11 protein-coding genes and 1 pseudogene are annotated in these 15,072 nt (G+C 43.7%); 6 read left to right on the top strand and 6 right to left on the bottom strand.

Annotated elements, in window-relative coordinates; genetic code table 11:
* Positions 1-242 precede the first annotated feature (242 nt).
* From BN93_RS02755 to BN93_RS02735, 4 genes are all read left to right on the top strand, one after another.
* Positions 243-2,186 (top strand): NAD(+) synthase, encoded by a 1,944-nt coding sequence (locus BN93_RS02755; RefSeq protein ID WP_044259644.1) that lies wholly within the window; start codon positions 243-245, stop codon positions 2,184-2,186.
* 138 nt (positions 2,187-2,324) lie between these two features.
* A complete protein-coding gene (locus BN93_RS02750; protein ID WP_019186827.1) occupies positions 2,325-5,237 on the top strand; it encodes a hypothetical protein in 2,913 nt (970 codons plus the stop codon).
* Between the two features lie 860 nt (positions 5,238-6,097).
* Complete coding sequence (locus BN93_RS02740) at positions 6,098-7,000, top strand: ATP-binding cassette domain-containing protein (protein ID WP_009230307.1); 903 nt, start codon at positions 6,098-6,100, stop codon at positions 6,998-7,000.
* Complete coding sequence (locus tag BN93_RS02735) at positions 6,997-7,773, top strand: ABC transporter permease (RefSeq protein WP_019186825.1); 777 nt, start codon at positions 6,997-6,999, stop codon at positions 7,771-7,773. The genes BN93_RS02740 and BN93_RS02735 overlap by 4 nt, the downstream gene beginning before the upstream one ends.
* Before the next feature lie 1,068 nt (positions 7,774-8,841).
* Here the strand turns inward: BN93_RS02735 and BN93_RS16480 are convergent.
* From BN93_RS16480 to BN93_RS02710, 6 genes and pseudogenes are all read right to left on the bottom strand, one after another.
* Positions 8,842-9,090: pseudogene (locus BN93_RS16480) on the bottom strand (PDDEXK nuclease domain-containing protein); the annotation flags it as partial.
* A gap of 451 nt (positions 9,091-9,541) precedes the next feature.
* Positions 9,542-10,108, bottom strand: a complete 567-nt coding sequence (locus tag BN93_RS02730) for a hypothetical protein (protein ID WP_019186824.1) — start codon at positions 10,106-10,108, stop codon at positions 9,542-9,544.
* 120 nt (positions 10,109-10,228) lie between these two features.
* Positions 10,229-11,020, bottom strand: a complete 792-nt coding sequence (locus BN93_RS02725; protein ID WP_009230311.1) for a TatD family hydrolase — start codon at positions 11,018-11,020, stop codon at positions 10,229-10,231.
* Between the two features lie 234 nt (positions 11,021-11,254).
* Complete coding sequence (locus tag BN93_RS02720; RefSeq protein ID WP_044259641.1) at positions 11,255-11,953, bottom strand: hypothetical protein; 699 nt, start codon at positions 11,951-11,953, stop codon at positions 11,255-11,257.
* A 24-nt stretch (positions 11,954-11,977) separates the two neighbouring features.
* Positions 11,978-12,952: a polyprenyl synthetase family protein gene (locus tag BN93_RS02715; RefSeq protein ID WP_019186821.1), complete on the bottom strand. Its 975-nt coding sequence runs from the start codon at positions 12,950-12,952 to the stop codon at positions 11,978-11,980.
* Positions 12,953-12,964: 12 nt separating this feature from the next.
* Positions 12,965-13,675: an energy transducer TonB gene (locus tag BN93_RS02710; RefSeq protein ID WP_019186820.1), complete on the bottom strand. Its 711-nt coding sequence runs from the start codon at positions 13,673-13,675 to the stop codon at positions 12,965-12,967.
* Positions 13,676-13,796: 121 nt separating this feature from the next.
* Here BN93_RS02710 and porQ point away from each other — a divergent pair, with 121 nt between their 5' ends.
* Positions 13,797-14,741, top strand: coding sequence for a type IX secretion system protein PorQ (gene porQ, locus BN93_RS02705; protein WP_019186819.1), 945 nt, complete (start codon positions 13,797-13,799; stop codon positions 14,739-14,741).
* A gap of 79 nt (positions 14,742-14,820) precedes the next feature.
* The coding region (locus BN93_RS02700; protein WP_019186818.1) for a (d)CMP kinase at positions 14,821-15,072 on the top strand (252 nt) is incomplete at its 3' end.

The raw sequence follows: 15,072 nt of genomic DNA, 5'->3' as shown, positions 1-15,072 counted from the left end.
TAACTCTCCTAGATTTCCTAGCTCTCCTAGATTTCCTAGTTTCCTAGTTTCCCTAGATTTCCTAGATTTCCTAGTTTCCCTAGTTTCCCTAGGATTCTAGTTGACAAAACTCGCAAAGCATTTGGCTTAACTCCTTAACTCCATAGCTCCTTAACTCCTGAGCTATTGGCTTAACTCCTTAACTCCATAACTCCTTAACTCCTCAAAAGAACTCCTCAAAAGAACTCCTCAAAAAAGAATTTATGCAACACGGATATATCAAAGTGGCGGCAGCTATTCCAGCTGTTAAAGTGGCCGACTGCCATTTCAACGCCGAACAAACAGAGCAGCAAATCAAGCAAGCCAACGAACAAGGAGCCGAAATCGTGGTGTTTCCCGAACTAGGCATCACGGGCTACACCTGTCAAGACCTCTTCACACAGCAGCTACTCATCGAGCAAGCCGAACAAGCAGTAGGCTCACTGCTCGAAAACACGAAGACGTTAGACGTCATTGCCGTGGTTGGCGTGCCTGTCGCAGTAGACAGTATCTTGCTCAATTGCGCCGTGGTCTTTCAAAGAGGCCACATCCTTGGCATTGTTCCCAAGACCTATCTGCCCAATTACAGCGAGTTTTACGAAAAAAGATGGTTCGCATCCACCCACCATCTCAACGAAACATCCATCCACTACGCTGGTCAGCAAGCCCTACTCACAGCGCAAAGCCAAATCTTCGTCACCACCGATGGCGTAAAGTTCGGCGTAGAAATATGCGAAGACGTATGGGCACCCAATCCCCCCGGCACTTATTTGGCACTTGCTGGCGCCGACATCGTTTGCAATCTCTCGGCCAGCGACGAGCTTATCGGCAAACACGCCTACCTTAAAAGTCTGCTAGCACAGCAAAGTGCCCGCACAATGGCAGGCTACGTGTACAGCGGATGCGGCTTTGGCGAAAGTACTCAAGACGTGGTTTATGGCGGCAACGCCCTGATTTACGAAAACGGGAAACTCCTTGCCCAGAACAAACGTTTTGATTTCGAGCCGCAAATCGTCGTTTCCGAAATAGACATCTTTAAACTTCGTGCCGAACGGCGCACAAATAGCACCTACGTTAACGCCCAACACGGGCACACCGCCTTGTTGCATACGGCCCAAGCTCCCCTTACCAACAAGCCCTTCGCCCTGCAACGCACCATCGACCCCTTGCCTTTCGTGCCGCAAGACGAACAGATGTACGACAGTTGCGAGGAGATTTTCAACATACAAGTGTCGGGCTTGGCCCAACGCCTTAAACACATCCATGCCTCAAAGGTGGTGCTGGGCATCAGTGGCGGACTAGATTCCACACTCGCCCTGCTTGTATGTGTGCGTACTTTCGACAAGCTAGGCCTTTCACGCGAGGGCATCATCGGCGTAACCATGCCAGGCTTTGGTACAACCAACCGAACCTACCGAAACGCCATCGACTTAATGCGCGAATTGGGAATAACCACCCACGAAATCAACATCGCCAAGAGTGTAGCCCAACATTTCGAAGACATTGACCACGACATGGCCGTGCACGACGTGGTGTATGAAAACGGACAGGCACGCGAACGCACCCAAATTCTTATGGATTTGGGCAACAAACTCGGTGGAATTGTTGTGGGAACGGGCGACCTTTCCGAACTGGCACTGGGCTGGGCCACCTACAACGGCGACCACATGAGCATGTATGCCGTAAACGTAAGCATCCCCAAGACCCTCATCAAGCACCTTGTTCGCCACGTTGCACAAACCATGCACAACGAGGCCACCTGTCAAACGCTCTACGATATCATCGACACGCCCATCTCGCCCGAACTTATTCCTGCCGACGAAGCAGGCAACATCAAGCAGAAAACGGAAGATCTCGTTGGCCCATACGAGCTGCACGACTTCTTCATCTACCACTTCTTGCGCCACGGTTTCACCCCCCAACGCCTCTTTATCATGGCTCGTCATGCCTTTGCATCACCGCAACAACGTGCCAAGCATTATTCCGACGACGAGATAAAGCATTGGCTAAGGGTGTTCCTTCGCCGTTTCTTCGCCCAACAGTTCAAGCGTTCGTGCCTGCCCGATGGACCGAAAGTGGGTAGCGTTAGCCTTAGTCCGCGTGGCGATTGGCGAATGCCCAGCGATGCAACGGCCAAAATGTGGCTCGACGAGTGCGATAAACTATAAACAATAACGTTCACAAGAGGAGTGTTTATCTGGGTTTTGCATAACAAAGATAATAAACTCCTCTCAATTTATAGAAATATTAAAAATCAAGACGACTTCATCATCTATTATAATTGACATAGAAAACATCTAATAACGATGAAACAACTTTTGGGAATATTATTATGCGTGACGCTGCCTTTGCCTCAGCAATCATTTGCACAACAGCATTCAACCACTTCTAAAAAAACACGCGAAATGAAAATGTACGGGCGCGTGGTAGATAGTTTTACAAGCCTTGCCATCGTCGATAGTAAGATAACCTTGATGGCGCCTGATAGCACGGTTGTTGATTCTTGTTCCACACAGACTTGGAACAGGAATGCCGTTCACCCAGAAGCCTATTTCTTTATGACACCCAAGGTATCCGAAGGCAAATATATCATCAAGGTGGAAAATCCCAAATACGAAACCACTTACTACAATCATGAGATTAGCTTCAAGACTCGTGCAACGGTGATTGACTTGAAAGACCTTACCCTGAAACGAAAACGAATGGAAGATGTAGAACATAACTTGGGCGAAGTAGTGGTGAAGAGTACCAAAATCAAAATGATTAACAAAGGCGACACCATTGTCTTTAATGCCGAGGCCTTCAACCTTCCCGAAGGTAGTATGCTAGATGCGCTCATTCGACAACTGCCCGGAGCAACGATGAACAGCAATGGTGAGATATTCATTAATGGCCGTAAACTCGATTACCTCACACTCAACGGAAAAGATTTCTTCAAGGGTAACAACAAACAACTCATCGAAAACCTGCCCAATTACACCGTTAAAGACCTCAAAGTGTTTGAAAAGAGCACCGAAAAGAGCCAGGCTATGGGCATTGACGTAGAGAAAAAAGACTACGTGATGGATATTCAACTGAAGAAACAATACGAAAAAAACTTCATCGGTAATGCCGACATTGCGGGTGGAACCAATAGTAGATACGCCCTCAGGTTGTTCGGCTTGTACTTTACACCACGCATACAAGTGTCTACCTTTGCCAATATCAACAACGTAAACGAAGACCGAAAGCCAGGCGAGAAGGGCGACTGGATTCCTACCAAGTTGCCAAAAGGACAAGTAACCCGAAAGACCATCGGTCTAAACTTTGCCAACAGTAACGAGAAGAACACGGTAAATAATAGTCTATCGACAAGTGTTTCATGGCTCAGCACCCATAATATCACACACACGGCAGCTGAATCTTTCTTGGGTACCGCTAACAACAACTTTACACGACGCATTAACAATAGTACCACCAAGAATACTATTTATGAACTAAATGATCAGTTTCATGTCAATAAGTCATACCAACTTATGGCTATGCTGTGGTTGAATTATAACAAGTTTGATAACTTCAGTACAGACAAGTCTGCCGTTTTCCAGACAGACCCCAAGAGTTTAGGGTCAACAGAAGCTATCCTTGACTCTGCTTTTACGCTCCCCCTTCCACAACTCTCCACCTATAAAGGCATAAATAGGCAATTATCTCAAACGCTCGGCAATGGTCATACACTCAGTTCAGCATTGGATATATACTTGGGAAAGCCTTTAAAATCGGGTGACAGAATAGGAGTTCAAGTCAAAAGCACATACGAAAATATCAAGAATTATAACTTCAGCAAATACCGATTAGACTATCTTCAGGGGGCGGGAAAGAAAGATTATCGCAATCGATATGATGAATCACCTTCTTATACCTATTCATATACTTTTAATCCTCAGTACATATTTGTTCTCCCTTCAGGCTTTAACATCATCACTGGGTATGAATACAGGCAAGCTGGCAATTATCGAAACAACAATAAATATCGATTAGACCGCTTGCAAGAGTGGCAAAATGAAGACCATAGTATTGGAAGTTTGCCTTCTACGCGGGATACCCTCTTACGTTCGTTAGACCTCAATAATAGTTATACAGGCTACTATATGAGTAAACAACATATGGGAGTACTGGGTGCACATTATATGAAAAGAAAAGGAAAAAACTCCTTTACATTTGGCGTATTTACGCCTCTAAGCTATAAAAAAGAACAATTGGATTATAGAAGTGAACCGATAACAAAACCCATTTCTCAGAGTAATTGGATCAAACAAATAAACTTTTCAGGTCAATTGATTCATAATGAATATGAATTTGTGGCGTGGGGTAATTCGACAACCACTACTCCCGATATGTATTCGTTGATTGATCGCCGCGACAACTCCAACCCTTTAGCCGTCTCATTGGGAAATCCGAACTTAAAAAATGGCAGACAGAGTTCATTGGGAATAAGATTTAGCGATAAGCATAATAGACGATACAATTTACCTTCCATCTACTTCGGTATTCAAGAAACGCACAATGCCGTGGCAAACGGGTTCATCTACGACCCACAAACGGGTGTATATACTTATAAACCCGAGAACGTAAACGGCAACTGGTCAGCACATAGCGAAATTTATTATAATGTTCCGTTGGATAGCATGAAATACTTCAACTTATTCACCGAAACAGAATATAACTACGACCACAATGTAGACTTGACGGGAGTTGCGGGACAAACGAGTAGCGTATTGAGCAAAGTGAATAACCACACTACCCGCCAATACCTGGAGGTGAAGTACCAAAAAGAAACCTTAAGCTTGAGTTTGATGGGACAACTCTCATGGCGAAACGTCAATAGTACCCGTAAGGGCTTTACACCCTTCAACACCTACGACTACGAATATGGCTTCATCGGTTCGTATAGCATGAAAACGGGATTAGAAATGGGAATGGACCTCAAGATGTTTAGCCGCAGAGGCTATGCCGATGAGCAGATTAATACCAACAACTTGATGTGCAATGCGTACGTTACTCAAAGCTTCATGAAAGGTAGATTTGCCGTGAAACTCGAAGCGTTCGACCTTTTCCAGCAACTTAAAAGCGTAGATTATCAAGTGAACGGCCAAGGAAAGAGCGAGATACGCTACAACACTATCCCCCACTACATCATGCTACATGCTATTTATAAGATGAATGTGGGAGGTAAGAAATAAGGATACCTCACCCACTTACCTATTTCCTTCATATTCAATAGCGCATCAGTGATTTAGGCACAACCTCCGGCTGGTAAACAATTTCATACAACCTGAGTTCGGCATAGTTGTAGGACATCTGAATTTGCTCTTAAAAAGAGAATCTTATAAATTCGCACTTGCTACGTTAATACATAAAGCGTTAAACAATGTTACCCCATGTCTTATTTCAAACACTTTTCTTATTTTTGCATCAAATATAACATATCTGCAATTTAGCTCTCGTGTTTTATAACCTATTATAAATCGAAAATACAATTCATGAATCGCCTACTAATAAATACACCAATTACAGCAAATTGGGATTCTGATACAAATATTGATAAAAAATCTGTTACGGATGCCGACAATATTCTTCGTTCAAGTTAGGCAGACATCGCATATCCTTATAATGGAATTGTTTATCAAACATCAGATATTTTGCGGAGATATTATTTAAACACTAAAGATATCAAGGTCCTCTATAAAAAAACTAATATGCTTTATTTTCTTTGCAATCAGCCAATGTATGGAGGTGACGTATTTGTAAATAGGAAAAATATATTGATGTGGACATGAAAAATGAAAGACATTATGGATGGGGTAATGAATATTATGACTGCCATAATAGATTCACAAACCTTGGAAATAATGTATATAGGGTTGATGCTCCTTTATTCCATCTATGTCATCCGAGAAAAGAGAATAGTTCTTTCCGCCCAAAAACATTTCACCATATATTTTCCAATGAATTATTTAGAATTTCAAATAGGTCTAAATAAGAGCTACTGAATTACATTAAATCATTTAAATACGAATATTTTTAAAAGATAGTGTTGATTATGAATATACTAGAAACCAACCATCTCACTTTTAACTACAGAAATCATTCTGTATTAGAAGACATTAACTTGAAGATTCCAGAGGGGTCCATTTATGGATACTTAGGCAAGAATGGGGAGGGTAAATCTACTACGATAAAGATACTTTTAGGATTGGAGCAAACCCCAAAAAATACGGTATTCTTCAATAAAAAAGAATTCAATTCCAACAGATCGTATATCCTTCAAAATATAGGATGCCTGGTAGAACAACCATTCTTCTATGCAGATTTGAGTGCCTATGAGAATCTAAACTATCTGGATATGCTATATCATTGTGGACAAAAGCGCATTAAAGAGGTTTTAGAACTTGTGAATTTGACCAAAGATAAAGACAAAAAAGTTAGAAAATATTCTACAGGAATGAAACAACGCCTGGGAATTGCGATGGCAATGTTTCATAATCCGAAATTACTCATTCTTGACGAACCACTCAATGGACTAGATCCGCAAGGTGTTTATGAAATGAGAGAGCTAATGCTCAAACTTCAAAGCGAAGGAAAAACGATTTTCATATCAGGACATATCTTAGCTGAACTGGAGAAAATATGCACACATATCGGAGTATTAAATAACAAAAGATTATTGTTTCAAGGAGAAATTAACAGTCTACTCAATCAGAAAAAGCTTTCTTATTTAATATATACAGACCAGCCGGAACGAGGCATGGAGATATGCAAAGAGCACTTGATACCCGTAAATAGGATTTCTGACAGAACGTTTATCATAGAAATAGAACAAGACGGCTCTTTTGACAGTTTTAGAAATTTAATGCAACAAAACAACATTCAAATTATATTTGCAGATAAATGCCAAGAAAAATTGGAGTCTGTATTCCTTCATCTAATAAAAACCGACTTATGAAACCAGTATCATTCTTTACCATTCTTAAAAGCGAACACTATAAATTAAGATTTAATATTGCCATTTGGCTCTTCTTGTTATTTCCCTTTTTCATTACTTTATATATTGATGTATATATCTTGTTTAAACATGCTGATGCAGTCAATAATCCGGCAATGACTTTTGATTACAATCCTTGGGTATGGTTATTGGGTAGGTACATCTTTGAATTTTATAGTCTGCTTTATCCAATTCTTGCAGCCGTTTTGAGTTATTCTTTATGCGATGTAGAATATAAGAATTATGGATTTAGACTTCTTTTTACAAGACCTGTGAGCAAGGTGACAGTTTATTCGAGCAAAATTGTCTTCCTTTTAGAGATTATCTTTATTTCTTCCCTTATAGGTTATCTTACTTTCCTTCTGTCTGGTTTTGCTCTGGATAAGTTATTACCCGGATATAAATTCTCCAGTTATAATGTTAATACCCTAATGGCTTCATATTTCTCGTATTTGTTTATAGCCCTTTCTGCTGTTTCATTTATACAATATAATCTTAGTTTGATTTTTAAGAGTTTTGTTTTGCCTATTGGGTTTGCTAGCCTCATGACGATCTTTGATATTATTGCTCAAAATAAAGATTATGCCTACCTTATACCCTATAGCACAGTGTGGAGATTAAACCACTATGTTTATAGCGGAATAATAAACTTTTCAAAAAGCGAATACGCAAGCATAGCCTATGTGCCATTCTTTATCGTTATCTCATTTTTTGTATTTATAAGGAAAAAATAAAAGATACACCTGCTGCAAAAAAAGAATCAAACAATTGAAGTAGCCTTGACTTTTAATGTTTCTATAATTTGAGAGGGGCTTATTGTCTTTGTGCTGTAAAGCGAAGACAAACACTCCTCTTCATGTACAAAGTACTGGAACAAGGATACGATGAAATCTGATATTCCGGCCCATTTGTATGTGGCGAAACGTGGTTATATCTCAAAAAGTGGCCAAGTGGAAGTCGTCCTATACATTCTCTACAAGTTGAAAAACGGCTGTCGATGACAGATTACTTCTGCGTTCCCTTATACTGACTCCGTTGACCGTGAGTAGCATGACCGGCAGCCGCTCGCGCTGGCGGTAGTAAGCTTACGTGCTTTTCGTGCCGTTACCCATGCACGCGTACACAGCACAATCGCATTTTGTCTATTTTTTAGTCAGAAATTTAACATTATGAGTGCCATTTCCAGCCACCAATCGCTCACCCTGCCGCAAAAAATCGATTCTCGCAAAGGTTGGTTTTGATGCAAAAAGGGGGTAGCATGTGAACGAGGCAAAATGAATTTTTATTTAAAAACACCGCCATTTGTACCTGTTTTTGGGCTATTTGCTGCTAAATGTACTGCGATTTGATGCAAAACGCACTGTAATATGGTGCAAAACGCAGTGCATTTTGGTGCTAAATACAGTGCGTTTTGGTGCTAAATGCAAGACGTTTTGGTGCTAAATGCGAGGTAAAAAGCATAATAATACATAGTAATGGTATAAAACAAAACCTTTTAGAGCCGTTAAAACATGGCCGAAAAGGGCGAAATAGTCGTTAAAAAGTAGGATTTTAGGGGCTAAAAGCGAGTAATTGGGCTTGAAAAATAACGAGTAGGCAGCCCAAATAGAAAGGCTAAATGGTGCAAAATGCAGGTTTTGTTCTGAAAAACAGGGAAAACGTGAGGCGTGAAAGACTATAAAAAGTAGCTTTTTAGCTACTTTATGAGCGATATTTGCGCTAGAACGAAGTGAAAATTAGAGTGATATTGTAAAATAAAATATAACAATTTAAGATTTTGAGTTGATGAGTTGGTGAGTTGAATAGCACTCGCCTAAACGAAACTTACTATTAAGCAGAATTACATGACTAGCCCAGTTGGTGGCAGCAATGGCCGACTGCGTAAAGATTTCCTCTATCCAACAGACGTCACTGTGATAGATAGCCGACAGCGTTTGAGGAACCTCTCCTAATTGTGCAACAGGTTGTTGCGCAATTGTGTTCGACAGATTATCTGTATCTTGAATTTGTGCAACAGGTTGTTGCACTATTTGATTGAGTTCGTTAAACAACAAATAGATACAACTCAAAAAAAGACGCTATGGGTTAGAACTGGCTAACTTAGCAGAATGTAACAATCTGTAAGTATCACTACGCCCATGAATCAAGGTAAATACATTTTTAGCCAGTTGAGACTTTCTTCCGAAAGTAAAGTTACAGGCAGCCAACGAAGTGGGTATATTCCTAAATATTGCTGTCCGGTAAAAATAAACAGAAAGTTCTGTATCTCTTTATCCATCGGCATTGCAGCCGTTTAACTCATCCAGGGGCTTGGTTTTCAGTTTCAAACTGTAAGTATTATAAAATGCACTTCTTTTGATAAGAAAAGACCTATAATAACCGATAATTCTAAGAAATAATAAGGTTAAGTCTATTTTAACTAACACAGATATCCCCCAAAAAGTTTTACCGGACAGCAATAAAACTAAAAAAACAACTCATAGACTCACCCACACAGGCAAACTATGGCTCTATTAGGAGATCGTCTTTCGTCACCAATTTCAGCGTTGTCTTTTCTCCTTTAACCACAGCACGATACATACCATCCCGCTTAACGCATATCAGCACCAACTGTTTAGCATCCTTGTTTTGGCATCTATCCGCTTCTATCACACAATCAAACCTATTGGCTTGCAGCATCTCGGCAATGCCGCGGTCGTCTTTTGTGCCTAAATAAGACTTCCTTTCATCACCTCCTTCATCTCTATTTGCGAGATTATCAACCAAAAAGTATCGCAATTGGTCATCGTAAACATACACCTTGTGCCAACAATCGTACACTTTGCGAAGCCAATCGCTAACTGTAAGCGAAGCGATACTGTCTGTGGGGACGGATTTTTTCTTGGTCGTGAGGTCGCATACGTAAATATACGCTGTTGCATAGAGCTTCACCTGCGTCGGAATCTTGAATATCCTACGCATCTTAAGGATGGTTTTTTCTCCCATTTGCTGAAATTCCCCAGTGTTCCACGTTTGTGCCGAAACACGCGTTGCAAACAAAACAAGCAACAATAAGATTATCCTTTTCATACGTCAATCTATTTCGTTTTATGCGTTAATTCTCTGAAAGAAGCCTTATCACAGCGGTATTGAAAAAACAATGCTATGCCATTGCGCCATTATAAACCAACCAACGAAGTGGATTTGCTCTTAAAAAGGCACGCGCGAACCAAATACCCGCTTTACATTCTCATTGGTTTGGCGGGCTATTTCGTCGGTGGTGGTGGCGTAGGCATTGGCCATTACCTCCACAACATGGGTGAGATAACTGCTCTCGTTGCGCTTGCCGCGCATGGGAACAGGGGCCATGTAAGGGCCATCGGTTTCGAGAACGATGCGCGAAAGGGGAATGTGGGGCAACACCGAGGGCAGGTTCGACTTCTTAAAAGTAAGCACACCGCCAATGCCCAGCACGAATTTGTCGAACTGCAAGAAGGCATCGGCCTCGCGTTCGTTACCCGTAAAGCAATGGAAAACACCGCCTGGCAGTTGGCTTTCGTACTTTTTGATGATGTGCACCATCTCGTTTTGCCCCTTTCTGCAATGTATCATCAAGGGCAATTTGTATTCGGCCGACCAGCGCACTTGTTCTTCGAAGGCTTCAAGTTGTTGCTTTTCGAACTCGCGACTCCAATAAAAGTCTAACCCCACTTCGCCAATGGCGATAAAGGGGTGCGGCTCTTCAAACCGCCGTTTCATGCGTTTAAGCACCTCAGCATAGTCGGCCTTCACCTCTTCGGGATGCAAACCCATCATGGCGAAGGCGTAGTTGGGGTAACGCTGAGCCAGCAAAAGGGCGGCATCGCCACTTTGCTCGTCGATGGCAGGAATAAAAACCTTGCTTACTCCTGCCGCTTTGGCACGTGCAACAACCTCGTCAAGGTCGTCGCGATAGTCGTCCACATCTAGGTGGATGTGCGTATCAATAATCTCTGTTGTCATGTTCTCGTTTACAATCTGTTGGCTCTGGGCCCAATTACAAAAGCCCAAAAAGCCTTGCTCCCCATAACGATGGGGAGAAAAACCGCCAACATACATGCACCGAAAGCAAGCTGTCCCAATCTTTTTGCATTGGGACAGAAACCCGTTCGGTGCTTAGGCTCACGCTAAAAACTCGGCTAAGCCACATTGAGCAGTGGCACAGCGTTTATAGAAGCGGCCTTTAACGAGAAATAGTTAATACAGATGTTCCTCGTTGCGGCGGTAATAATATATCACCCCCAGCTTTCTACACTCGGCGAAACGCACCTCTGGCGGTTCGTGTTCGAAGTGTTTCTCGATTTGGTTCCACAAGTCGAGGATGATGTTGTCTGTTTCAGGGCGTAGCGTGTGCAACGTGTCTACGGCCTTGTTCGTTCGGGCTTGCAGCGACTTTTGTTGCTTATAGGTCTCCATAAAGATGTCGTAATGCGTGGAAACCATCCCGATGGTGGGGTTGTAGATGGGTCGTCCGCCTTGCTTAATGCGTTCTTTCTCGCCCTCGATAGCTCGTTTTCCAAACTTGGCCAAGCCCTCTTGGGTTTTAAGATTGGGCAGCGATGTGGCATGTTCGCTAAGTCCGTAGAGTTTCAGAGCAGATTTCTTAATCTCTCCGCGCTCAACACTCATGAAGAGCACTTGCAGAAAATGGCTCACATACATTACGGCATTGCGCTGCACGCGGTCTATCTTGCCCGTCTGTCTGGCTTGCGCTGTTAGCGAAGTTCGATACTGCTGGGCTGCCGTCAGTAGTCGGTCGTAGGCAGGTCTAGCCCTGTTAATCACGCTCCAATCGATAAATCGATTTCTTGCCGCATACACACTCTCGTTTTCGAGTAGCATTTTCAATGCTTTCAGTCGTGCGGCATCTGTCTTAGGTAGTCGTCGGTATGGCATGGTATTGTATTTAGGTGAGAGATTTTAGTATTTTCTGTTCATCATTTTCGAGGCATAGTTAATGAGATTTTCTTTTCTTTCGGCTGGCACATTCACCTCATCGAGGTAGCGTTTGCCACACTCAAAGTAGTGTTCTATTCGCCGTTCGGCCATCTTGTCGATGCCCATAGCGTTGTAGAGCTGGGTTATGGCCGCAATTTTTTCTTGCGCATCGCATTGCTCTTGGTCAACCCAGTGTTGCAGTTCGGCCCGTTGTGCGGCAGCGGCCTTGTTGAAAGCGTTGATAAGCATGTATGTTTTCTTGTTGCTTACGATGTCGCCGCCAATGGCTTTGCCAAACACTTTGCTGTCGCCGTACACGTCTAGGAAGTCGTCTTGCAGCTGAAAAGCCAAGCCTATTTGCTCGCCAAACTTATATAATAGGTCGGCATCTCGCTGTGGAGCATCGGCCAACAGCGCGCCCATCTTCATGGCACAGGCCAAGAGCACGCTGGTTTTTAGGCGAATCATCTCGATATATTCGTCTTCGGTTACATCGTTGCGATGCTCAAAGTCCATATCGTATTGCTGCCCTTCGCCAATTTCGAGTGCCGTCTCGGTAAACAGTTCCATCACGGGTTTCAGCTTTGCGGCATCGCATTGTGCCACCAGCTGATAAGCCAAAACCAGCATCGAGTCGCCCGATAGTATGGCCGTATTGGCATCCCAACGTTTGTGTACGGTGGGCTTACCACGTCGCAGGGCGGCATTGTCCATCAAGTCGTCGTGCAAGAGCGTGTAGTTATGGTAGGTTTCCAATCCGCAAGCAGGTGCAAGAATGCTTTCGGGGTCGTCCTTAAACAGGTTATAGGCCAGCAATGCAAGCGCAGGCCTAATACGTTTGCCCCCAATGGAGAGCACATAACGTATGGGTTCGTAAAGCGATTGCGGCTTACGATTGAAGGGCAAAGCCTCTAAATATGCGTTTATTTTGCTGAGAATTAGATCGTCTGTCAACATGTTGACTAATTTTTAAAGTTTAAATACGATAGGTATGGCAAAGAGCGTGCGGCAGGGTTTGCCCTTGTCTAGCCCAGGCTTCCACTTGGGCATGTGACTGATAACGCGCAAAGCCTCGGCATCTAAGTCTTCATTTACGCCGCGAACCACCTTTTGGTCGGTAATGGTTCCGTCTGCATTGACGATAAACGACACCATCACACTGCCTTGAATGCCCTGTTGTTGGGCTGTTGGCGGATAGCGAAGGGTGCGTTGCAACCATTTCATAAACTCCACAATGCCGCCTGGATATTCGGGCATCTGTTGCACAACGCGCGGCTTATCGTCGTTGGCTATTGGTTCGGGAACAGGCTGTTCGATGGCCGTTGTAGGCGTTTCGTTTTGTTGTACGGTTGCCTCCTCGCCTTCTTTTTCCTCGTCGTTGCGTTCGTTCAGCTTGTCGGGCAATGCTACGGGCGTGTCCACCGCCTTAATTTTCGTGGTGATAGAGGGTGCGGCAGTGGGAATTGCGGCGGCCACCATTTCGTTTTTCTCCACGTCGGGCAGTATTTCCATCTCCTCGAAGAAATCGTCTGGCACCTCGTCGTCGAAGTCAAAGGTACGCGAATTGCTGTTGTACTCCAGCGCCACAAACAGGAACGAGAGCACTACAACAAGCCCAAGCAGGTAATTGGTTACGCGCTTGTTCTCCAAATTGGCACTATGTGTCTTCTTTACCTCCACACGATTGAAGTTGTTGCAACAAAGTTAGAGCTTTCACGGCGAATGAAACTCAATTCACCTACAAATATAATGATATAATTGGAAAAAGGTGTAACTTTGTAGATAAAACAGAAAGAAGTTGATGAAAAAAGTTATTTTCGCCCTTATTTTGTTCTTTATGGCGGATAAAATGGCGGCACAAGAGAGCCAAACGGCTTATAATTTCTTGCGTTTGCCTGTTAGTGCGCACGCTGCCGCGCTAGGTGGCGACAACGTTACGCTCATTAACGACGATGCTTGGTTGATGTTCAACAACCCTGCGTTGCTGTCGTCGGTGAGCGATAAGACACTTGCATTGAACTACATGAACTTCATGCGGGGTGTTAATTTGGCCGGCGTGGCCTACAACAAGGTGATAAAAGAGCGCGCCTCGGCTGCCCTCTCGGTTAACTATGTGGACTATGGCAAGATGCGATATACCACTGCCGACAACCAAGACTTGGGCGAATTTGCCGCTAGGGACATCGCCGCAACGGCCTATTTCTCGTACATGCTTACCGATAAGTTGGCGGGTGGCATCGCTGCAAAGGTGCTGTCGTCGAGCATCGGGCACTATACTTCGATTGGTGTGGGCGTAGATCTTGGCCTGAACTATTACGATTCCGACCGCGAATTGTCGCTTTCGGTGGTGGCTAAGAACCTGGGCGGACAGCTTAAAGCCTACGAAGACGACTACGAAGGCATGCCGCTCGACGTGCAGATGGGCATCAGCAAACGCTTGCAGCATGGGCCTTTCCGCCTGTCGGCAACGCTGGTAGACCTCAACCACTGGCATTATGCGCTGATGAAACATTTTGTTTTTGGCGTAGATGTAGACCTTTCGCCAAACATTTGGGTGGGTGCAGGATATAGTTTGCGGCGTGCCAACGAGATGAAAGTGGGCGATGCCGAGAACGCCAGCAGTCATGGCGCAGGTTTGTCGCTTGGTGCAGGTTTGCAACTAGAACGGTTTAAGCTGAACTTGGCTTACGGCAAGTACCACGTTTCTAGTTCGTCGGTGGTGCTTAACGTGTCGTTTGCAATGTGAGTTGTGAGTTATCAACTCAAAAACTCATCAACTCACCAACTCATAAACTAAAAAATAAACTTACAAACAACAATACACTATGAAGAAAATAACCATCGCCATCGACGGACTTTCGTCGTGCGGAAAGAGCACTATGGCCAAGATGTTGGCCAAAGAAGTGGGATATATCTATGTAGACACGGGCGCAATGTACCGCGCCGTAACGCTTTTTGCCATGCAAAACGGTATGATTGCGCCCGACGGCCACGTTGACCGCGAGGCCCTGAAAGCGAAAATGGACACGCTAAGGGTGGAGTTTAAGCTAACCCTGAAACAGGAAAGGCCGAAACTT

This window comes from Prevotella conceptionensis 9403948, assembly GCF_000312305.1.
GTDB lineage: Bacteria > Bacteroidota > Bacteroidia > Bacteroidales > Bacteroidaceae > Prevotella > Prevotella conceptionensis.
The sequence above is the reverse complement of the archived record's forward strand: the minus strand, read 5'-3'. Positions and strand labels throughout refer to the sequence as shown.